The organism is Caballeronia sp. SBC1 (genome assembly GCF_011493005.1).
In the GTDB taxonomy this organism is placed as follows: domain Bacteria; phylum Pseudomonadota; class Gammaproteobacteria; order Burkholderiales; family Burkholderiaceae; genus Caballeronia.
Map to the genome: position 1 here is coordinate 887,353 of NZ_CP049158.1, position 21,402 is coordinate 908,754.

19 protein-coding genes and 1 pseudogene are annotated in these 21,402 nt (G+C 58.8%); 16 read left to right on the top strand and 4 right to left on the bottom strand.

Annotation, left to right across the window (positions count from 1 at the left end):
- Positions 1–19: 19 nt before the first annotated feature.
- Positions 20–931, top strand: coding sequence for a LysR family transcriptional regulator (locus SBC1_RS30860; protein ID WP_165104029.1), 912 nt, complete (start codon positions 20–22; stop codon positions 929–931).
- A 129-nt stretch (positions 932–1,060) separates the two neighbouring features.
- On the opposite strand, the gene SBC1_RS30865 is transcribed toward SBC1_RS30860, so the two are convergent.
- Positions 1,061–1,450: a tautomerase family protein gene (locus SBC1_RS30865; RefSeq protein WP_165104031.1), complete on the bottom strand. Its 390-nt coding sequence runs from the start codon at positions 1,448–1,450 to the stop codon at positions 1,061–1,063.
- A gap of 730 nt (positions 1,451–2,180) precedes the next feature.
- On the opposite strand from SBC1_RS30865, the gene SBC1_RS30870 reads away from it, so the two are divergent.
- From SBC1_RS30870 to SBC1_RS30935, 14 genes are all read left to right on the top strand, one after another.
- Positions 2,181–3,590 (top strand): MmgE/PrpD family protein, encoded by a 1,410-nt coding sequence (locus tag SBC1_RS30870; protein WP_165104034.1) that lies wholly within the window; start codon positions 2,181–2,183, stop codon positions 3,588–3,590.
- Between the two features lie 25 nt (positions 3,591–3,615).
- Positions 3,616–3,846, top strand: coding sequence for a tautomerase family protein (locus tag SBC1_RS30875; protein ID WP_031365149.1), 231 nt, complete (start codon positions 3,616–3,618; stop codon positions 3,844–3,846).
- 18 nt (positions 3,847–3,864) lie between these two features.
- Positions 3,865–4,071 carry a tautomerase family protein gene (locus tag SBC1_RS30880; RefSeq protein ID WP_165104037.1) on the top strand — a complete coding sequence of 69 codons (207 nt, stop codon included), beginning with the start codon at positions 3,865–3,867 and terminating at the stop codon, positions 4,069–4,071.
- A gap of 522 nt (positions 4,072–4,593) precedes the next feature.
- Entirely contained in the window at positions 4,594–5,481 is an 888-nt protein-coding gene (locus SBC1_RS30885) for a LysR family transcriptional regulator (protein ID WP_165104040.1), read from the top strand.
- 256 nt (positions 5,482–5,737) lie between these two features.
- Positions 5,738–6,106: a succinate dehydrogenase, hydrophobic membrane anchor protein gene (gene sdhD, locus SBC1_RS30890; protein WP_165104043.1), complete on the top strand. Its 369-nt coding sequence runs from the start codon at positions 5,738–5,740 to the stop codon at positions 6,104–6,106.
- 3 nt (positions 6,107–6,109) lie between these two features.
- Positions 6,110–7,885: a succinate dehydrogenase flavoprotein subunit gene (gene sdhA / locus SBC1_RS30895; RefSeq protein ID WP_165104045.1), complete on the top strand. Its 1,776-nt coding sequence runs from the start codon at positions 6,110–6,112 to the stop codon at positions 7,883–7,885.
- A gap of 324 nt (positions 7,886–8,209) precedes the next feature.
- Positions 8,210–8,710, top strand: coding sequence for a MaoC family dehydratase (locus SBC1_RS30900; protein ID WP_165104048.1), 501 nt, complete (start codon positions 8,210–8,212; stop codon positions 8,708–8,710).
- A gap of 130 nt (positions 8,711–8,840) precedes the next feature.
- Positions 8,841–10,187 (top strand): MFS transporter, encoded by a 1,347-nt coding sequence (locus SBC1_RS30905; RefSeq protein ID WP_370469713.1) that lies wholly within the window; start codon positions 8,841–8,843, stop codon positions 10,185–10,187.
- A complete protein-coding gene (locus SBC1_RS30910) occupies positions 10,184–11,566 on the top strand; it encodes an MmgE/PrpD family protein (protein ID WP_165104052.1) in 1,383 nt (460 codons plus the stop codon). The genes SBC1_RS30905 and SBC1_RS30910 overlap by 4 nt, the downstream gene beginning before the upstream one ends.
- A 47-nt stretch (positions 11,567–11,613) precedes the next feature.
- Positions 11,614–12,798 (top strand): acyl-CoA dehydrogenase family protein, encoded by a 1,185-nt coding sequence (locus SBC1_RS30915; protein ID WP_165104054.1) that lies wholly within the window; start codon positions 11,614–11,616, stop codon positions 12,796–12,798.
- Positions 12,795–13,985 carry a CaiB/BaiF CoA-transferase family protein gene (locus SBC1_RS30920; protein ID WP_165104056.1) on the top strand — a complete coding sequence of 397 codons (1,191 nt, stop codon included), beginning with the start codon at positions 12,795–12,797 and terminating at the stop codon, positions 13,983–13,985. Before SBC1_RS30915 ends, SBC1_RS30920 begins: the two co-directional genes overlap by 4 nt.
- The gene (locus SBC1_RS30925; RefSeq protein ID WP_370469700.1) at positions 13,982–14,806 is read left to right on the top strand and encodes a GntR family transcriptional regulator; all 825 of its coding nucleotides are present in this window, start codon (positions 13,982–13,984) and stop codon (positions 14,804–14,806) included. The genes SBC1_RS30920 and SBC1_RS30925 overlap by 4 nt, the downstream gene beginning before the upstream one ends.
- Before the next feature lie 37 nt (positions 14,807–14,843).
- The gene (locus SBC1_RS30930; RefSeq protein ID WP_165104059.1) at positions 14,844–15,677 is read left to right on the top strand and encodes a CoA ester lyase; all 834 of its coding nucleotides are present in this window, start codon (positions 14,844–14,846) and stop codon (positions 15,675–15,677) included.
- Positions 15,678–15,685: 8 nt separating this feature from the next.
- The gene (locus SBC1_RS30935; RefSeq protein ID WP_165104061.1) at positions 15,686–16,216 is read left to right on the top strand and encodes a DUF2889 domain-containing protein; all 531 of its coding nucleotides are present in this window, start codon (positions 15,686–15,688) and stop codon (positions 16,214–16,216) included.
- Between the two features lie 180 nt (positions 16,217–16,396).
- Here SBC1_RS30935 and SBC1_RS30940 read toward each other — a convergent pair whose 3' ends face one another.
- The 3 genes from SBC1_RS30940 to SBC1_RS30950 form a co-directional block, all read right to left on the bottom strand.
- Positions 16,397–18,046 (bottom strand): methyl-accepting chemotaxis protein, encoded by a 1,650-nt coding sequence (locus SBC1_RS30940; protein ID WP_165104906.1) that lies wholly within the window; start codon positions 18,044–18,046, stop codon positions 16,397–16,399.
- Between the two features lie 207 nt (positions 18,047–18,253).
- Positions 18,254–19,531 carry an MFS transporter gene (locus tag SBC1_RS30945; protein ID WP_165104063.1) on the bottom strand — a complete coding sequence of 426 codons (1,278 nt, stop codon included), beginning with the start codon at positions 19,529–19,531 and terminating at the stop codon, positions 18,254–18,256.
- A gap of 414 nt (positions 19,532–19,945) precedes the next feature.
- On the bottom strand, positions 19,946–20,878 hold the full coding sequence (locus SBC1_RS30950) for a LysR family transcriptional regulator (RefSeq protein ID WP_165104065.1): 933 nt from the start codon (positions 20,876–20,878) through the stop codon (positions 19,946–19,948).
- 106 nt (positions 20,879–20,984) lie between these two features.
- On the opposite strand from SBC1_RS30950, the pseudogene SBC1_RS40160 reads away from it, so the two are divergent.
- Positions 20,985–21,119 (top strand): annotated as a pseudogene (locus SBC1_RS40160) (cyclase family protein); the annotation flags it as partial.
- Positions 21,120–21,402 lie beyond the last annotated feature (283 nt).

Genomic DNA, 21,402 nt, shown 5'->3' on the forward strand with positions numbered 1-21,402 from the left:
TTTATATCATCGAGAGACTATGCAGCGTCAATTTGAAGGCCTTCTTCTGGGCAGTATCGAACTGTTTTGCCTGGCTGCTGAACTGGAAAGTTTCACGGCCGCTGCCGCGGCTGCGAGCGTGAATCCTGCGGCGGCCAGTCGAACCGTAGCGGGTCTTGAGAAACGTCTAGGCGTCCAGTTGTTCGTCCGGACAACGCGACAGATTCGACTGACGGACGCGGGAAAGCGGTACTTTGAGCAGTGCCGGCTGGCGCTTGGACATCTCGCGGATGCGGAGCGGGAAGCGACAGGGCAACAAACGACTCCGGCGGGCGTCCTGCGAATCAGCATGCCAACGCCGTATGCCCACTATCGGGTCCTTCCCCTGCTGGCAGAATTCCGTGAGCGGTATCCCGGCGTCACAGTCGAAACGCACCTCAGTAACCGCAACATCGATTTCGCGGACGAAGGCTTTGACCTGGCGATCCGGGGGCGTGCGCCTCGGGATTCGGGTCTTATCGCGCGAAAGCTCGAGGATTCGGAACTTGTGGTCGTGGCGTCTCCTGCGTATTTGCGGAGAGCCCACAAACTGCAAACCCCGGACGATCTGATTAACCACGAGTGCATCCAGTTTGAGTTGCCAAGTAGCGGTCGCAACATACCGTGGCAGTTCAGTCGAGACGGCAGCTGCGTGGAAATCGCGACGCGTGGAGGTTATGGATCGTCGGGCGATGTGCTTGCCGGGGTGACCTTGGCGCGTCACGGCGCAGGGATATTCCAGACTTATCGGTTCGTTGTCGAGAGAGACATCGCGGACGGAACGCTCAATGAATTGCTCCCTCAGTATGGCGGTTGTTCGCGACCGTTCATCCTGCTCTATCCGCATGGCCGGCATCTGTCGTCGCGCGTGCGCAGTTTTGTGGACTTCGTGATGGAAAGGCTAGGCGCATAAAGGACCTCGGCTGACCTGTTGCCGTCTTATCTGACTTGATCCGTAGAGCCACGTGCCAAGGACAAAAGGGCATGGTCAGAACTGGCTTTAGGACCAAACAGACCAAAGGGACCAAACTGACCAAAGGGATCAAAGATCGCCCGTCAGGTATTGCGCGACTCCGTTTCCGAAACTCCAGTCATCGTCGGAGTTGGTTGTGAAGGATACGATCACATCGCTCGGCTCAACGTTACATGCTTCTTTGAGCTCTCGACAGAGTTCCGCATAGAATATCTGCTTCGATCCCTGCGAGCGCGCACGGGTAACAACGGATACGAGGACGAGATTACTGGTTCTCGTGATTCCGAGGCCAGTATCCTGCGCGATAACGCGCGAAGGCTTGTGTTCCGTGACTACCTGGTAGCGGTCTCTTTCTGGAACCGCGAAGGCAGTCAGAACAGCGCGATGCGCGGCATCGAGCAAGGTCGTGATCTCGGCGTCTGTTCTTCCTTCAATAATGTCGAAGCGGATTAACGGCATGAGCTTACTCCAGTAGTAGGGGCGCGGGAATTCACGTGATCAACGTGGCTGATTCCGGATGAACCTAGTCTAGGACACCCGGGCGATTCGAGGAATCGTCCGGGTGAAAAATCATTGTTTCCACTAGCGAACAATCTCGCTCCAAGTCCTTTCTCATCGCATGTCGTTCTAGCCATTTTCAATGGAAGTATGTCTTTCTTGAGCGACCAGCACGCGCTCCGGAAATGACTCGATGCGCGTGGACTCACGCTCGCTTTCGCCAACCCAATGTTGGACGTATGGCAATTAAATTCGTATAACTAAATTTGTATGAATGACAGAATGGAGCACGCTGATAGCTCGTGCAAAATGCGCAAACCTGAATAGCATTGAGCCCATGCGTGGGTGAGTGGCGTGCTGCCGCCGAGTTTGAAAGCAGCGGAAGGTATCTCCCGCATAGATAACCCTATCTAATAGATTCGCTTGATATTCATTGGGATTGGGTGAGAATTTGCATGAGGTTTTACGTATCGATCGCATGGCGATCCGGGGCTGGATTCCGGTCGGAATGAAAATATCGAAGCAGGCAGCGTCAATTCACCGGCTTTCGGGGAGCGGGCAAGCCTGAAGTAAGCCAGGCACTCATGCGTTGGCCAGAGCTGATGTCGTCTGAAGATAAGGCGCCAACCTGACGCTGCAAAACGCCTTGTCGCTCCATGAGATCCACAATTTTTCTTGAGGCCTTTTCCAGATGAGTACACCCACGACCGTTCAACGTATCGGAAGGTTCGCTTACGACGCGCGTGTGAGCCAACTCACGCTACCTGCCCGGAGTGTGTTCAAGCGAAATATCCTTGATAGTCTGGGCTGCGCGATTGCCGCGCTACCCGGGACGCAGTTCAAGGCTCTTCGAGAGCAGTTCGAAGAGTACGGCCATTCGGGATCGTGCTCATTGATCGGGGGCGGCACTACTTCGCCGGACCAGGCCGCGCTGTACAACTCAGGCCTTGTTCGATATGTGGATCTCCTGGACAGCTATATGTCTCCAGGGGGGCTCTGTCATCCGAGTGACAACTTCGGCACGATCCTGGCCGCGGCTGACCACGCGTCGGCCAGTGGCGAGGACTTCATGCTCGCCCTCGCAGTTGCCTATCAAATTGGGTGCCGCATCACCGCGATTGTCCCGGTAATGGCGAAAGGGTTCAACCATGCCATCCAACTCGCCGTCTCGGCTGCCGCCGGGTCGGGCAAACTGCTCGGTCTCGATGCCGATCAAATCGCTCATGCAATCGCGATTGCGACCGTCGATAACGTATCGTTGGCGTGTGTCCACTCCGAGCCGGTCTCGCAGTGGAAGGGTTTTTCGCCGGCCATTACCGGCATGCGAGCTATCTACTCCGCGTCCCTTGCCAAACGTGGTTTCACAGGTCCGCTTCGCCTCTTCGAGGGGCCTAATGGGCTGGTGCGAATGTTTAATCAGCCTATCGATGTGGACTGGGATGACCACCAGCTGGAGATCATCCACCAGACGGTCATGAAGAAGTACTGCTCGCTTATTCATGGTCAGCCCGTCCTTGAGGCAACGCTTGATCTCAAGCGCAGCCACGACGTGAAAAGCGATGAGGTCGACGAAGTCCTCTGTGACATCTTCCAGAGCGGTTTCGATATTGCGGGTGGTGGCAGCTTCGGCCCAAAGGATGATCCGCAGACCAAGGAGCAGGCCGACTACAACCTCAAGTATCTGATTGCAGTGGCATTGCTTGATGATCAGGTGGGTCCCGCTCAACTTGAACCGGCGCGGGTCCAGGCGGCCGACGCGCGGGCGCTGCTCAGGAAAGTGACGGTGCGGCCGGACGCCGGATTCACGGCGCAGTATCCGCAGGCATTGAACGTCAGGGTGACGATCAAATGCAACGACGGCCGCGTTTTCTCCAAGGAGCACGTCGGCTTCGAAGGTGGCCTTGATAAGCCGTTCACGTGGGAGCGTACGGTCGAGAAATTCAACTGGTTGAGCGAGCAATACGCGGACCAGGAGCTTCGAGACCAGATTGTTGATCTGGTCTCGAAGCTCGATCAACACCCGGTTAAGGAGCTCATGCAACTCATGGCGAGGGTAAGTCCAGAACCACGGTTCCCGGCGAAACATCCGGGCATTCAATGACCATAGTTATCCTTAGGAGATTTAAATGGCCCTCATTTCTTGTGACATGCGGTACGGACGGACAGACGAACAGAAGCGACAACTTGCTGCTGGCTTGCTGCGCGTGGTCAGCGCGGCAACAGGTGAGACCAGGGACGACATATTTTTCGTGATCCGCGAAGGACGGGGAATAAATTTCGTCGAACACGGCGAGCACCTTCCGGAGTATGTAGAAGGCGCTGCGAACGACAAAGAACTCGTCGACCGCCTCAAATAGGGGCATCTGGAGAATATCGTGCCTTTTATCGAATGCCATATCAAGAACGGTCTGACGCAGGTTCAGCGTGAACAACTCATCAAGGACATCATCCAGGTCACGCACGACTCTATCGGGTCCGATCCGAAAATCATCAATGTCATCTTGCATGAACACCCGGCGGGAAATATAAGCATTTCCAGCAGGATCAATGGAGAGGACTTCAAGCTGACGAAAACGGGCTGATCAAGCCGCGCGATAGGGCTAAGCGTCGGTTAGCGTGGACGTGAGGCGGTGACCTTGGCGGATGCCGCCGGGCCATTTTCGTCCAGCCTGGAATAGTCGCCTAGAAGAAATACAGATTCATATAAATGGTTAAAAAAGTGCGGCGGGCAACCGGGTAAAGGCAATGCATCGCGATGCGCCCAAAAGAGAATTGCGTTCACTGTGCAAAGGTGACCTGGCACTGCCGCCAGCGGGCGCTCAATTCTTCGAAGGTGTAGCATGAGTACCGAGTTCAAAGTGCGCCTGAGTACAACCGGCATTGGGTCGGCGACGATTACTTTCATTTCTGATTCAGTTGCTTTGATGGCGCCGAGTAATTGCCTAACGGCACACTTTAGCTTTCTGCGAGGTCTGCGTTGAGCCGCGGCCACGGTTCGACGAGCGTTGAGATCGATTAACTTCATCGAATATGTGTTGAGATGGTTGCGTTTGCGCTAGCGCAGGCTTTGTGAGAATTTTGGTTATTTCGTAGAGGTGCAAAGCGTGGACGTCGCCGACCTCAAGGTATTCGAAGCAGTTGCCCGTCTTGGAAGCATGAACCGGGCAGGTACGGAGTTACATACTGTCCAGTCAAACGTGACAGCGCGAATCCGGTCTTTGGAAAGGGACGTGGGTGTTGCGCTGTTTCAGAGGCACGCGCGCGGCGTGAGTATGACCCCGGCCGGGCAACGGATGCTGCCGTATGCGGCGCGTATCGCGAAGCTTGTCGCGGATGCCAGGCTCGCCGCGCTGGATGACGGTCTCCCCAAGGGGCCGCTTGCGTTGGGGACACTCGAGACCACGGCGGCGCTGCGGCTTTCTCCAATACTGAGCAATTTTACGAGAACTTACCCTCAGGTCCGGTTATCGCTGATTACTGGCACGAGTTGCAGCCTGAGCGCAGACGTTGCTGAGTGTCGACTCGATGGTGCATTCGTGGCTGGACCGCTGGATCATCCGGACCTCCACACTGAGATGGTTTTCCAGGAAGAGTTGGTCCTGGTCACGCCGCGTAGCATGTGCTCGTTGGAGGCGCTCCGTTCGTTCCATGATCTCAAGACGATCGTCTTCCGGTTGGGCTGCTCATACCGCCAGCGGCTCGAGACTCTTCTCGCTGAAATGGGAATAATGACGGCAACGCCCCTCGAGTTCGGCTCGATGGATGCAATTATTGCGTGCGTTGCAGCCGGTATTGGTATCACGCTTCTGCCTCGAGGTGTCGTCTCGAACGCGGCGGAGCAGGGATTCGTTGCTATCCACGCGATCGCTCCCGAGAAAGCGCTAGTCCAAACTCTTTTCATTCGACGACACGATGCCTACGCCTCGAGCGCAATGCATGCTTTCGTCGAGATTGCACGATCGGAGTTCGGAGCACTCATGCTCGCCGCGTAAGCGACCTTTCTTTCAAGGAGAGTGAACCGCGAGGCCCGGTTGCAATCCTCAGTCCAGCGTGCCTCGTTGCAACGGGGCTCGGGAAGCCGTACCGGTTCGTTTGTGCTGCTTTAGGCTTTTAGCTGCCTGCTAGTCGACGGCCACGAAGGCTCTGTTGAGCCAGGACATTACTGCAAGCAGACTTCGACGATCGTGTTCGTCGTGCCGGCGCTCCGCGCGATCGCTTTCGCCCTCTAACTCTTTAGGGTGTTAAGGAATGGCTGCTAATAAACGAATTGGTCCCAAGCGCCTTGTCGTTGGCGCGCACTACGGTCTGCGCGACTGGCTGGCGCAACGCATTACCGCCGTCGTGATGGTCCTGTACACGCTGGTCCTGCTGTTCTGGTTCTTCGGCGCGCGTGATTTTTCGTACGACGGCTGGGCATCCATTTTCGCCATGCAATGGATGAAGCTTGCCACGTTCGTAGCCTTGCTCTCGCTCTTTTATCACGCGTGGGTCGGCATTCGCGACATCTGGATGGACTACGTGAAGGCGGTCGGCTTGCGCTTGTTCCTGCAAGTGGCGACGATCCTCTGGCTGGTCGGTTGTATCGGCTACGCGGCACAGATTCTCTGGAGAGTGTAAAGAATGGCTGCAATTAAAACGTCCCTGCCGCGTCGCCGTTTCGACGTCGTTATCGTGGGTGCAGGTGGTTCCGGCATGCGCGCGTCGCTGCAACTCGCTCGTGCGGGTTTGTCGGTCGCGGTGCTGTCGAAGGTGTTCCCGACGCGTTCGCACACGGTGGCGGCTCAAGGCGGTATTGGCGCTTCGCTCGGCAACATGAGCGAAGACAACTGGCACTACCACTTCTACGACACCATCAAAGGCTCCGACTGGCTCGGCGACCAGGATGCGATCGAATTCATGTGCCGTGAAGCGCCCGGTGCTGTCTACGAACTCGAACACATGGGCATGCCGTTCGACCGCAACGCGGATGGCACGATCTATCAGCGCCCGTTCGGCGGCCACACGGCGAACTACGGTGAGAAGCCGGTGCAGCGCGCTTGCGCTGCCGCCGACCGTACCGGCCACGCGTTGCTGCACACGCTGTATCAGCAGAACGTGGCGGCCAAGACGCACTTCTTCGTTGAATGGATGACGCTGGATCTGATCCGCGACGCCGACGGCGACGTGCTCGGCGTGACCGCCATGGAAATGGAAACCGGCGACGTCCACATTCTCGAAGGTAAGACTACCTTGTTCGCCACGGGCGGCGCGGGCCGGATCTTCGCGGCGTCGACCAACGCGTTCATTAATACTGGCGACGGACTTGGCATGGCGGCCCGCGCGGACATTGCGCTGGAGGACATGGAATTCTGGCAATTCCACCCGACTGGTGTATCCGGTGCGGGCGTGCTCATTACGGAAGGCGTGCGCGGCGAAGGCGGCATTCTGCGCAATTCGGACGGCGAACGTTTCATGGAACGCTACGCGCCGACGCTGAAGGATCTGGCGCCGCGCGACATGGTCTGTCGCTCCATGGGGCAAGAGATCAAGGAAGGGCGTGGCGTTGGACCCAACAAGGACCACCTGCTGCTTGACCTGTCGCACATCGGTCCCGAGACGATCATGAAGCGGCTGCCGTCCATCCGCGAGATCGCGATGAAATTCGCGAACGTGGACTGCATCAAGGAACCGATCCCCGTCGTACCGACCATCCATTACCAGATGGGCGGCATTCCGACGAACATTCACGGCCAGGTCGTCGGCACGTCGAAGGGTCATGAAGAACCTGTCAATGGCTTCTACGCGGTCGGCGAATGCTCGTGCGTGTCGGTGCACGGCGCGAACCGCCTGGGCACGAATTCGCTGCTGGACCTGGTGGTGTTCGCCCGCGCAGCCGGCAACCACATCATCAAGCATGCGCTGGATATGAAGGAACACAAGCCGCTGCCGGCCGATGCCGCCGATTTCGCGATGGCGCGTCTTGACAAGCTCGATAAATCGACTTCGGGCGAATACACGCAGACGATCGCCAACGACATCCGTTCGACGATGCAGGCACACGCAGGGGTATTTCGTACTACGAAACTTATTCAAGAGGGTCGGGAGAAAATCAGGGAACTGGCTGAGCGCACGAATCACATCCATTTGAAGGACAAGTCGAGGGTTTTCAACACAGCGCGGGTCGAAGCGCTGGAACTGGCCAACCTGATCGAAGTGGCACGCGCCACCGTTGTATCCGCGGACTCGCGCAAAGAGAGTCGTGGTGCGCACGCCAACGCTGATTTCCCAAACCGCGAGGACGGCGACTGGCTTCGGCATACATTGTGGTTCAGCCGCGGCGACCGGATTGATTACAAGCCGGTTCACATGAAACCGTTGACCGTTGAATCAATTCCGCCGAAAGCACGTACCTTCTGATCTGGGTCCAAGGCGCTCGAGACACGGAAGTTTCGAGTCATGCCTCCGATGTGATGGACGATCCCTTCACTCTGGCAAGTGCCTGTGCCAAAAGGCATGGCGGCGTCCATCAATTCCGCGCCCAAATATAAACCTCCAGCCAACCCTCGCCGAAAACATCACCTTGCAAACCCGGCCGCGATCGTACAAGACCGACGACCGGGCTCAATTCCTCATATAAAACCCCGTTCGCTGCTTCTCGGTAGATACCCTCGATTGACGTGCAAATAATCCAGGAAGATACTTTGTCCGTACAAACAAACAATTGAGACAGGAGCACTGAATATGCAAGCCGAAGAAGTGGGGAAGCAACGGTATCGCGCGAGTTATGGGCGCTATTTTGAGGAGTTCACGGTCGGGGATATCTACGAACATCGCCCTGGCCGGACGATCACCGAGGCCGACAACATCCATTTCTCGTTGCTGACAATGAACTTCCACCCCATGCACTGCGATGCCGCGCATGCCGCCAAAAGCGAGTTCGGGCAACTGCTGGTGAATAGCGGCCTGACGGTCGCGATCGTGCTCGGCATGTCGGTGAACGACGTCAGCGGCAAGGCCATCGCGAATCTCGGCTGGAAGGAGATCAAGCTGACAGGTCCCGTATTTTGCGGCGATACCCTGTACGCCGAATCTGAAGTGCTTGAAAAACGCGAATCCAAGTCACGTCCCACGCAAGGCATCGTCACGGTCCATACGCGCGCATTCAAGCAGGATGGCACACCTGTCATGGATTTCGTGCGCACCGCGTTGATCGCCAAGAAGGGCTACGGCACAGGGGACTAGCAAGCCGTCGCTCGGTCAAGGAATGTCGAATCGGCTCAAGAACGAACGGCGTTTCACCTCTCTCTCTCACAGTAAGGAGACAACTGTGAATCAACTCGTAAGCTCAGGTGCGCGGCTGGACAGATTGCCGATGGCCACTTTCCACTGGAAGATCCTCGGCCTCATCAGCGCGGGCGCGTGCCTCGATGCGTTCGACGTGTATCTCGCCGGCGGCGTTGCGGCCGCGATGATGAAGCAAGGCTTCTCGACGCTGCAGCTCAACGCGCTGTTTGTGTCGGCGGGATTCTGCGGGATGGTGATTGGCGCGGGCCTGTCGGGCTATCTTGGCGACCGCTTTGGACGTCGTTCCTCGTATCAATTCAACCTCGCGCTGTTCGGCGTGATGTCGATAGCAGCGGCCTTTGCGCCGAGCATTTACTGGTTGATCGGATGTCGTTTCCTGATGGGCATCGGGCTGGGCGCCGAGCTGGTCGTCGCGGCCGGAACGCTGTGCGAATTCATCCCGCCGGCGTATCGCGGACGATGGATATCGCTGCTCGGATTGATCGTCAATTCGGGACTCGTGATCGCAACGAGCGTGGGTTATGTCGTGATCCCGATGCTGGGATGGCGCTGGATGTTCGGTATCGCGGGAGTCGGCGCAATGATTGTCTGGGCGCTGCGCCACAGCATGCCCGAGTCACCGCGCTGGCTGGAATCGGTCGGCCGGCTCGACGAGGCCGAGCGCACCGTCAGTGCTATCGAAGCCGAGGTCGCAAAGCAGCGCGGGCCGTTGCCTGAATGCGCGCGCACGCAGAATCTCGAGGTTCCGCAATTGCCGTTCAGTGCGCTGTTCCGGCGCGGCATGATCGGCCGTACGCTGACGGCTGCCCTGACCGCGATTGCCGTGAATGTTGCGGTGTACGGCTTCGTGGCGTGGCTGCCGACCTTCTTTGTAAAGGAAGGGCGCGACGTGGTGACATCGCTTGGCTTTACCACGCTGATGTCGTTCGGCGCTCCGTTTGGCGCGGTACTGGGCTTCCTCAGTGCAGACCGCCTGGGTCGAGCAAAGGGTCTCGTGTTCTTCTCGGTCATGACGATCGTGCTTGGCTTTATCTATCCGCAGATGGTCGCCAACGCCGCGATTGCCTGTGTCGGCTTCGTGCTCGTGAGCTGCATTTTCGCGATTGTCACGCTTGGGCTTTTTGGCTACGTGCCTGAGTTGTTCCCCACGGCATTGCGCTTGCGGGGAACGGGGGCGGCCGGCGTGTGCGGCCGGCTTGCATCAATGACCACGTCCTATGTCGCCGTCCTGCTTTATGCCCAGTTTGGATTGTTCGGTGTGCTTGGCATGGTATCCGGAGTGCTCGTCTTGTTGATCATAGCGATCGTGTCGCTGGGTGTGGATGCGAATCAGTATTCGCTTGAAGCGGCGTCGCCGGATGAAGATGCACTCGACATCAACCTCGATTTCAAGCAAGGAGGAATTGCACAGTGAACACAACGTCCATCTCCGCCGCGCTTGCCCGCTTCACGACCAACCTGCAATTGCCGGATGTACCGCAAGCGGTACGCGAACGCGCCAAGCATCTGATGCTCGATAGCATCGGCCTGGCATTCGCGACCACTACATTCAATTATTCACGCATCACCCTGGCCGCCATGCAGGAACTCGGCAGTGGCAACGCGTCGGTCTTCGCGCATTCGGAGCGTCTCACCATGCGCGACGCGATGCTCTTGAACGGCGTTTTGATCCACGGCCTCGATTTCGACGACACCCACGCACGCGGCGTGATCCATTCGACTGCCAGTGCCTTGCCATGCGTCTTTGGCCTCGGCGAGCGCGAGAACGCGAGCGGCGCCGATCTGCTCACTGCGTATCTTTGTGCAATGGAGGTATCGACACGAGTAGGGGCTGTTGCACAAGGCGGCTTTCACAAGGCCGGCTTTCACCCGACAGGACTCGCCGGAGCGTTCGGCTGCACGCTGGCGGCTGCGCGCCTGCTCGGTCTTGACGAAGCGCGGGCAACCCATGCCCAGGGGATTGCGCTGTCCATGGCGTCAGGCAGTCTTGAGTTCCTGCAGGACGGCGCCTGGACCAAGCGTCTGCATCCGGGCTGGGCCGCCGTCAGCGGCACCGTGGCGGCCTCGCTGGCCAAGCATGGCTTCGTAGGGCCGGGTGCGCCGTACGAAGGCCGCTACGGCCTCTATGCGCTGCATCTGAACGACGACGCCATGCCGGATCTTTCCATCGCGACAACCGGGCTTGGCGAGCAATGGGAAATTGACCATGTCGCGCTCAAGCCGATTCCCGCTTGCCACTTCACGCATGCTTCGTCCGACGCCGCCGTCGAGTTGCACAAGCAGCATGGCCTCACCGGCGATGAGATCGAGAACGTGATCGTGCGTGTACCGGGGCCGACCGTGGACGTGGTCTGCGAGCCGGTCTCGAACAAGAAGCGGCCGGCGAACAGCTACGACGCGCAGTTCAGCATTCCGTACATCGTGGCGACCGGCCTGCTCAAGGGACGCTTCACGCTAGACGATCTCGATGATGCTTCGCTCGCTGATCCCGCGGTGTTGTCGCTGGCGCAACGCGTCGACTACGAGGTCGATCACGAATCCACATTCCCGCGCCACTACACCGGTGAGGTGATCGTCTTCACGCGCGACGGGCGTCGTCTGGTCCAGCGTGAAGCGATCAATCGCGGCTCGTCGGACCGGCCGCTGAGCAATGACGACATCGTTGCCAAGTTCTTCGACAACGCCCAGCGCGCGGTCTCGCACGAACGTGCCGCCCAAGTCCGCGATGCGGTTCTCGATCTCGAACGTATGCCGGTGTCCACGCTCGCAGGTGTGCTGCGCCGTCCCGATTGAACCGTCCTTACTAATTAATGCTTCACGCCTTCAAGGCAGGAGATTTCATGGCTACCATCGATGTAGAAACGACAGAAACAGCGGAAGAGGCGAGGGCAAACGAGGTATTGATTCTCGACATGCTCGATCGTTTTCTCAGGACCGAAGTCAAGCCGCACGTTCATGCGCTCGAGGCCGCCGACGAATACCCGCACGAGATTGTCGAGAAGATGAAGGACATGGGTTTGTTCGGCTGCCTGATTTCACAGGAATATGGGGGACTGGGTCTGTCGACATCGACGTACGCAAAAATTGTCGACCGGATTTCGGCAGTGTGGATGTCGGTGAGCGGCATCATCAATTCGCATTTGATCATGGCGATGACCGTGCAGCGCAATGGCACGGCGGAGCAAAAGAGCCAATATCTGCCGCGCATGGCGACGGGTGAATTGCGCGGCGGCATTGGCTTGACGGAACCGGATTGCGGCACGGATTTGCAGGCAATCCGCACGGTCGCACGTCGTGAAGGCGATGAGTACGTGGTCAACGGCAGCAAGACCTGGATCACGAATAGCCTGCATGGCAACGTGCTTGCGCTGCTGGTGAAAACCGATCCTAAGGCGGAGCCGCGTCATAAGGGCATGACGCTGCTAATAGTCGAAAAAGGCCCGGGCTTCGAAGTCAGCCGCAAGCTCGAAAAGATGGGCTACAAGGGCATCGATACGTGCGAGCTGACCTTCACGGATTTTCGCGTGCCGGTTTCGCAAGTGATCGGTGGGGAAGAAGGGCGCGGCCTGAAGCAAATTTTGGGCGGACTCGAACTGGGCCGCATCAATGTCGCGGCGCGCGGCGTAGGCGTGGCGCAAGCGGCGCTTGACGAATCCGTGTCCTATTCGCAGCAGCGCAAGACCTTCGGCAAGCCGATCTGCGAGCATCAGGCAATTGCGTTGAAGCTCGGTGAAATGGCGACCCGGGTGCAGGCGGCGCGTTTGTTGACTGAAGCGGCCGCTATTGCCTATGACCGCGGGGAACGCTGCGATATGGAAGCCGGCATGGCGAAGTATTTCGCGACCGAGGCGGCGCTCGAAAACAGTATTGAGGCAATGCGGATTCATGGTGCCTACGGCTACTCGAAGGAATTCAATGTGGAGCGTTTGTATCGCGATGCGCCGTTGTTATGCATTGGCGAAGGTACCAACGAGATGCAGCGAATCATTATCGCCAAGAACTTGATTGCGAGGAATCCGGTATGACTTTGCCGCTCTCTGGCGTGCGTATTGTCGCGGTCGAACAATACGGCGCGGGTCCATTCGCGACCCAGCATCTGGCCGACCTCGGCGCAGAAATCATCAAGGTCGAGAATTTCCGCGAAGGCGGCGACGTGGGTCGCGCTGTCGGTCCGTACTTCTTCGGCGAAGGCGACAGCCATTTTTTTGAGGCTTTCAATCGCAACAAATGCAGCCTGACGCTTGATCTGAAGAAGGCGGAAGCGCGCGAGGTGCTGCACGATCTGGTCAAGAAAAGCGACGCCGTTTTCAACAACCTGCGTGGCGACCTGCCGGCCAAACTCGGGCTGACCTATGACCAGTTGAAGGAATCGAATCCGGCTATTGTCTGCGGCCATCTGTCGGCTTACGGGCGCACGGGAAGCCGCGCGGCATGGCCCGGTTATGACTACCTGATGCAGGCAGAGGCGGGGTATCTGTCGGTCACGGGCGAGCCGGATAGTCCGCCGGCGCGCTTCGGCCTGTCGATCATCGACTTGATGACGGGCACGACGGCCGCCATGGCGTTGCTCGCGGGAATCGTGCAGGCGCGCGCCTCCGGCATTGGTCGCGACATGGACGTCAGTCTCTTTGATGTCGCCATGCACAATCTTGCCTACGTCGCGACGTGGTATCTGAATGGTGACGTAGTGACCGGTCGCGATCGCCGGTCGTCGCACCCATCGTTGACGCCGAGCCAGTTGTACAAGACTCAGGACGGCTGGATCTTCCTGATGTGCAACAAGGAGAAATTCTGGGGCGTGCTGGCCGAAGTCCTCGACAAACCGTCGTGGGTCACGGACGAACGCTTCAACAATTTCAAGGCTCGGTTGGCCAATCGCGACTTGCTGGAAAAGGAGCTCGACGCGGCGCTATCCACTGCGACCACGGAAGAATGGCTGAAGCGCTTTGGCGGCCGCGTGCCCGCGGCGCCGGTCTATGACGTCAAGCAGGCGCTTGACAATCCGTTCGTGGCCGAGCGCGAGGGGGTGGTTAATGCCGAGCATCCGCGCTTCGGCAAGATTCGCGGTGTAGCGGCGCCGGTACGCGTGGACGAGCCATTGCCGTTGCGCGCGGCGCCCGATTTAGGGCAGGACACGGACAGGCTGCTCGCGGAACTCGGTTACGATGCTGATCGGATCGCCTCGCTCCGCGAGAAGGCCGTCGTGCAATGAGCGCCGAAGCGCTGCGTGACGAGTCTGGACGGGCGCATTCATCCCGTTCACCTACCTTCACGCAAGAGCCGATGGTCACAGTCCTGGGTCAGCAACCGCGTTACATGCAATTGGCGCAGACGCTCATCAACGAAATTCAGAACGGCCGCTTTCCGGTCGGCTCCACTATTCCAACCGAGTTCGAACTGTGCGAGCAGTTCGGCGCGAGCCGTTCGACCGTGCGCGAAGCGGTGAAGCAACTGGTGCAGTTGGGCATGGTCGTGCGACAGGCGGGGGTCGGCACGACAGTGAAAGCCGTCCGATCCGAGGGAGGGTATCGGCAGGTCATGCAGCAACTGAGCGATTTGCATCGCTATACGGCCGATACCGTCCTGCAGATTTTATCGAAGGAGACATCCGAGGTTCGGGATCCCGCGATTTGCGACATGCTGAAGGCCAGGCCCGGCGAAACGTGGCTGCGAATTGCGGGCTTGCGGCGCTCGGGCGACAGTCCCGATCCAATTTGTCATACCGAAGTTTTTATTCAACCGGCGTTTCGATCGCTGGTGGTGCACGAAAGCGAATCACATGTGCCGATCTATACGCTGATCGAGAAGCAGTTTGGCGAGCGCATTACCGAAGTGCAGCAGGAGATCCGGGCTATCGCCATGCCGTCGGCTATCGCCGCGCTGGTTAACACCAAACCGCGAACACCTGCGCTCTGGCTTTGCCGCCGATATCTCAATCAGCGCGGCGAAGTGGTCGAAGCGGCAATCAGCATTCATCCGGCCGACCGATTCAGTTATTCCGAGACGTTCCAGCGCGACTGGAATGCCGGATAACACCTTGAACGATGACGCTTCAAGTCAGGAGACAGGCATGTTGCAACGCAGTTATCTTTTCGTACCCGGAGATCGCCCGGAACGTTTTTCAAAGGCGCTCGCGACGGCCGCGCATCAGGTCGTGATTGACCTCGAAGACGCGGTCGCACCCGATGCAAAAATCCAGGCGCGCGAAAGTCTCGCAGAGTGGCTTGAAACCGGTCTCGCGGATGCGGACAAGCCGCGCGTGATGATTCGGGTGAACGCGTTCGGCACGCCGTGGCATGAAGACGATGTAAAGATGGTGCGCGCGTCGCCGGTCATGCGGGTGATGGTGCCCAAGGCCGAAGAGGCGAGCGAACTGGCCGATATTGCATTGCGTTGCGGCGAAGGAGTGTCGCTGATCGCATTGATTGAGAGCGTGGTCGGCGTTGTGCAGATGCGCAGTATCGCGCATGAAAAATCGGTCTCTCGGCTTGCATTCGGCTCGTTCGATTATTGCGTCGATGCCGGCGTGGAAGACAGTGGCCGTGAGCTCGATTACGTGCGCTCGCACTTCGTGATCGAGTCACGTTTTGCCGGGCTGGCGGCGCCCGTTGACGGCGTGACCTTATCGATCGACGACGCTGATCTGATTGCCGCCGATGTCGCTGCCGGCCGTCGGTTTGGCTTCGGCGGCAAGCTTTGCATTCATCCGCGACAGGTCGAGGCGGTGAACCAGGGCTTTGCACCCAGCGACGCGGATGTTGCGTGGGCCGAGCGCGTGCTGGCGAAGCTCGCGGAGAATCCGAAGGGCGCAATTGCAGTTGACGGGAAGCTGGTGGATAAACCCATTGTCGATCGAGCGAAACGAATTGTCGCGAGCCGGATTGTCGCGAACTGCACGCATTGATTGAGCCTATGGAACGCGAACTTCTCCACCTGCGCCGTATTGAATTGAGTGGCTTCCGGCGCGCGGACGGACTGTACGACATTGAAGGCATACTCAAGGATACGAAGACCTACGATCGCCATTCGAGCGGTGTAGCGCGCCTCGCTGGTGCAGCAATTCATCAGATGCGCCTGCGGATTACGGTCAACACGGATTTCCTGATCGTCGATGCCCATGCGGAGTCCGAGGTCGTCCCTTATCCCGGTTTCTGCGATGTGATTGGGCCGGAGTACAGGAAGCTGATCGGCTTGACGCTGAAGGCTGGTTTCACGCGCGAGACGCGCGCGTTATTCGGCGGCACGAAGGGCTGCACGCATTTGACCGAGTTGATTGGCGGGGTGGCAACGGCCGCGTTCCAGACCATGAGTGAGGAGATCAACGCGTCGAACGACGAGCAGCCGTTTCAGCTCGATGGCTGCCATGCGTTGCGAACCAACGGGGACGCCGTGAAAACGTTCTACCCGAAGTGGTATCGGGCGGAAGATAATCAAACACGCTGACCTGCACCGAGCCGATATTTCGCATTTGCAAGGCGCTACCTGAAAGGCACCAATGCATCCGCTCTGCGGAATGCCGTTCTTTCGGCCCAATCAGGTTTCCCGTCAAAGCACTGAGGCGAAGGCTCCCGACGCGTGGCTGAGAACCTCGCCGGGAGCGTCGTGCGCCGACCTCGGCGCCGGTCAACGAGTATCGAAGGAGTGCGCCAGTGCGTGCACTGCACGCTCCCGTTCAATGCCGCGCCCGCGAGCATCCGGCGCATTCGAAACCCGGGATGCGTCCGTGCGGAACACGGCCACCGCCGCCGTAAGCCGACGCGCCTGATCTTCCAGCGAGCCCGCTGCAGCGGCTGCCTGCTCGACGAGCGCTGCGTTCTGTTGCGTTACCTCGTCCATCTGCGCGACTGCTACGTTCACCTGATCGATGCCCGAGCTCTGTTCAATCGCTGCCGCGGCGATTTCGCTCATGATCGCGCTGACACGGGCAATGGCTTTGACGATCTCTGTCATTGTCGATCCCGAGCGCTCGACCAGTTGCGCACCCGACTGGACCCGTGCCGTTGATTCCCCGATCATGCCTTTGATCTCCTTGGCGGCTGCCGCGCTGCGCTGCGCAAGCGAACGCACTTCGCTTGCCACCACGGCAAAGCCGCGCCCTTGTTCACCTGCGCGAGCCGCTTCGACCGCCGCGTTGAGCGCAAGGATGTTGGTCTGGAACGCAATGCCTTCGATGACACCTACGATATCCGCCATGCGGTGCGAGTCGCCGACAATCTGATGGATTGTGCCAACCACCTGCTGGGTCAACTCGCCGCCTTCGGCGGCGAGGCTCGACGCGCCTTGTGCGAGCGAGCTGGCCTGCCTGGCGTTCTCGGCGGTTTGCTTGACCGTGGAGTTCAGTTCCTCGATGCTCGCGGCGGTCTCTTCCAGTGACGCCGCCTGTTCCTCGGTGCGTTGCGACAGATCGGTGTTGCCCGATGCAATTTCACGCACGCCAGTGTCGATCGATTCCGTGCCGGCGCGCACCGTGTTCACCGTTGCGATCAGCGAGTCCTGCATCTTGCGCAGTGCGCTCGCCAGCTTGCCCATTTCATTGTCGCTCGTCACGGCGATGCGGCCGGTGAGGTCACCACTCGCAATACGCTCGAATTGCGCGATGGTTGCATCGACCGGGTGAACGATCGCACGCACCAGCACGACGCGTCCCAGCCACGAGAACAGCAGCGCCAGCACCATGCCCACCGCGACGGCAATACTGATGGCATAGAAGCGATCGTGCGCATCTTGATAGCGTTGTGCGCCGTGATCGATCTGCAATTGCTCAAGCGTGAGCATCGCCTTTTCGTATCCGTTGTAGAGCGAAGGGAGCTGGTGAGCCTGCAACTGCTGGAACGCGGTTTTGTCGCCGGCCTTGAGCGCGGCCATCGCCGGCTCGATCCCGTTATGCAGGAACGTGGCACGCTTGTCCTGCATGTCCTTGATGAGACGCTGCTCGTCGTCGTCCGTCCCCGCGTTGCTCAGATAGTGCCCAAGGCGGTCGTTCGATACCTTCAGATACTGATCGAAGCGTTTGAGCACCGCTGCGGCGCCGTCCTGATCGTTGAGATCAACGAGCGACGCGTAGGTTGCGAGCGCCAGGCGCAGACGCAGCAACTGTCCGGCGCTGCCCTCCAGGTCGGCGACGGCGGGTGTATCGACGGTGTACATCTGCTGCAGCGACGCATTGCTCGCGCGCAGCGACAGCAAGCCGGCCGCGGCGCCAAGCAGCAGCACCACACCGAAGAAGGCAATCATCGCGCTCAGGCAGGTGCGAATGGACAGGTTTCTCAGCATTTCTTCTTCCTTTTTTACCGCGCCGATCGGCAAGCTCATTGCTGTGTCGCGCGCAGATTCGTTGTGTCCCGCTCCCCACCGCGTGGGTCTTGATGGTCCGGAAAAATGCCACGTAATGTGGCGCCTGATGTGGCCCGTGATGTGACGCATGAAATGCGCCTTAACGCATGACAAAACGTTCAAGACGGGCCGACTTAAGCGTACTCGTCAAGCGTACCCGGTAGAGGGCGCGCCGCTACTCGCTTCACCTGGTAACTGCCGATCTGGCCGCATCACGAATGCAAGCAACGTGCCGCTCAGCATCAGCGCCATCGAGACAATGAACGGGAGATTCCAGTTGCCGGTGTGATCGATAATCCAGCCGCCGACCACCGGGCTGACAATCGCAGCGGCAGCCGAGCCCATGTTCATGATGCCGCTCGCGGTACCCGCGTATTGAGGGGCAATGTCCATCGGCACGGCCCACATCGGTCCGATCGTCATCTCGTTGAAGAAGAAGCCCACCGACAGCGCGAGCGCAGCAAGGGGAATGGACAGCGAATGGACCAGCATGATCGGTGCAAGCGACAGTAGCGCGAGGAACATGCACGACGAGACCATGACGTTGCGCGCAAGTCGCAGATTGCCCGTTCGACGCATGATGAAATCGGTCAGCTCGCCACCAAGCCAGTCGCCCAACACGCCGGTTAGAAATACGCCTGACGCGAACAGCGCTGACTTTCCCAGTTGCATGTGCTGATGCTGGAAATACTGCGGCACCCAGCCGAGAAAGAGCCACAGGACCCAGCCGTAGCAGAAGTACACGGCGGTGACCGGCAGCATGCGTCGAAGCAGGGCTCGCCAAGGTACCGGACCGTTTATTCTCGCCAGGTTGTAGGCAGGCAGCCGGTTCGCTTCAACTGAGGTCATCGAGCGATGCTCGCGCGGGTTGTCGCGGAAGTACCAGACCCAGATGAGCGCCCACAGCACGCTGACAATGCCGGTAATGACAAATGCTGCGCGCCAGTTCGTCGTGAGCATGAGCCACGTCACCAGTGGCGGCGCGGCCGCGTTGCCAATGCGCGAGGCCGCATGGGTGATGCCTTGCGCGAAGCCGCGGCGCTCGGGCGTTGTCCAGTTCGACATTGCACGGGTGGCCGCCGGGAAGGTCGCGCCCTCGCCAAGACCCAGCAGCAGGCGAGCAAACACCAACGACACGAGACCACCGGCTAGCCCCGTCAACACGGTTGCACCGGCCCAGACGAACGCGCAGATGGTAAGCGTCCGGCGCGGACCAAAGCGGTCCGCAAGCCAGCCACCGAAGATCTGGATGACGAGATACGGATACGCAAAGGCTGAAAATACAAAGCCTATTTGCGTATGCGAGAGGTCGAATTCCTTACCAAACTGGGCGGCCGCGGTGCTGACGTTTACGCGGTCTATGTACGTAATGCAGTACATCACGCACAGGAGGACAAGTACTTTCGTGCTAACGCGGCGAAACATGGTGTAAGTCCCCACAACGTTTAGTCACATGATTCGCAGTGACTACCGGCGGCATCGCTGATGCCTGATTCCATCGCGCTCGGCCTTATCCTGCTATTGCACCGATCCTTGGATGTTGCGGATAAAGGCAGCCGCGACGATGTATTAAGTGCTGAATTCCTCATACAATATCGACAGCTATCGACGAAACTTGAGCGAAAAATATTCACTAAATGCGGGGCCGATTAGAATTTGGACAGGACGTGCGTCAGTCATGCCGGCCAATGAATAGATTCAATGGCCGGTGCCAGCCGTCTTTATCAGCTACCGCTGTTGCAAACTTCGCGCGCTGACCGACATGGTCAAAGCCCAGTGAGAGTCAGCGGGAGTGGGTGCAGCGCGTTTGAGCTGCGGAGGGACCCGGGTCAGTTCGCATCAGACCAACGCCGCCGTGCTCACGAGTGCTCCGCTAACCGCGACAATAAAGTCGAAGAACGCACGAACTTTCGCGGGCACATGCTGCCGAGAAGGGTACAGCGCATAGAGCGGAAAGCGCTCGTCCGGCCAGTCGGGGAAGAGATCTACCAGCCGTCCGCTTGCGATCAATTGCTCTGCCCCTAGCGCCATGATCTGGGCAATGCCGTGCCCGGCAAGACACACGCCGTGCATGGTGCCTACATCGTTGACGGTCAGCCGTCCGAGGGCTGATACATTCACTTTCTTGCGGCCACGGTGAAATTCCCACTGGAACGGATGGCCCGTTTCAGGATCCCTGAAATTGATGCAGACATGAGGATCGCTTTCAAGGTCCGCAGGCGTGAGCGGCCGTCCGTATTTCGTGATGTAAGCCGGCGAGGCGACCGTCATGATACGTGTGTCCAGCAACTTGCGAGCGATCAATGTTGAAGCCCGCGGCGGCCCAAAACGGACAGCAAGATCGAAACCGTCAGCCACCATATCGCCGAGTTGATCCCGGGTAATCAGGTCAATTTGCAGATCGGGATAGTCGGCCACGAAGGCACCCAGGCGAGGACCCAGAAACAGCCTGGAAAAGAACGGGTCCACATTCACGCGCAAACGCCCACGCACCGCCGTTGCGCCTTGCGTAGCAGACGCCGCCGCTTCCTCGAGGCCGTTGAGCAAGGGCACGATCTGGGTATAGAAACGGCGACCCTCATCAGTGAGAGTCACGGATCGCGTCGTCCGGTCGAACAGCCTGATACCCAGTCGTGCTTCCAGTCTCGCCACCGAGCGGCTGACACCCGACTGCGACATGTCGAGAGCCTCCGCGGCTGCCGCAAAGCTCCCGGAGTCGACGATGGCCGACAAGACGCCCATCCCGTTTAGCAAGCGTTCATCGAATGGCATGCCAGCTCCAAAGTCATCACAAAAGAGAGTTTGATGCTATCGCGAAACACATGACAGAAAGGCATCTATTCAATGCGATCCATGATGTTTCGTGACGTGCTTGACTGGCGAGTTGTGGCTATTGAGTCCGTTGGCGGATTGGCTTGCAGCAAACGGGCGGAATCGTTTTCTGCTGACCGCGCCCCCCTTGCATTTGCCGTGCGCAGTCGGCTCGCCGCTCAGCCCGGTTGCGACGGTTTAACTCCCACTGCAGGAAAGCTGTGCATTACGGCGACTCGACGGTGAGTCCAACCTGGCTCTCCGCGCAGCGCACGACCCCACGCGCGCCGTAAACCTCCGTAAGCAATGGCTATATAAGCACCCGGTTAAGCCGACTGGTGCATAATTGGGGCACGGCCAGCTTGTCTTTGCTTTGCGGCGGTTCACTCTTTGTAAATTGCCGGAACAGCTTCTTCGCCTTTCAAATAATTACGTTGGATGGCCAACTTCGTTTATCGCTCCTTGTCGCGGGACAAGAGCCGGCG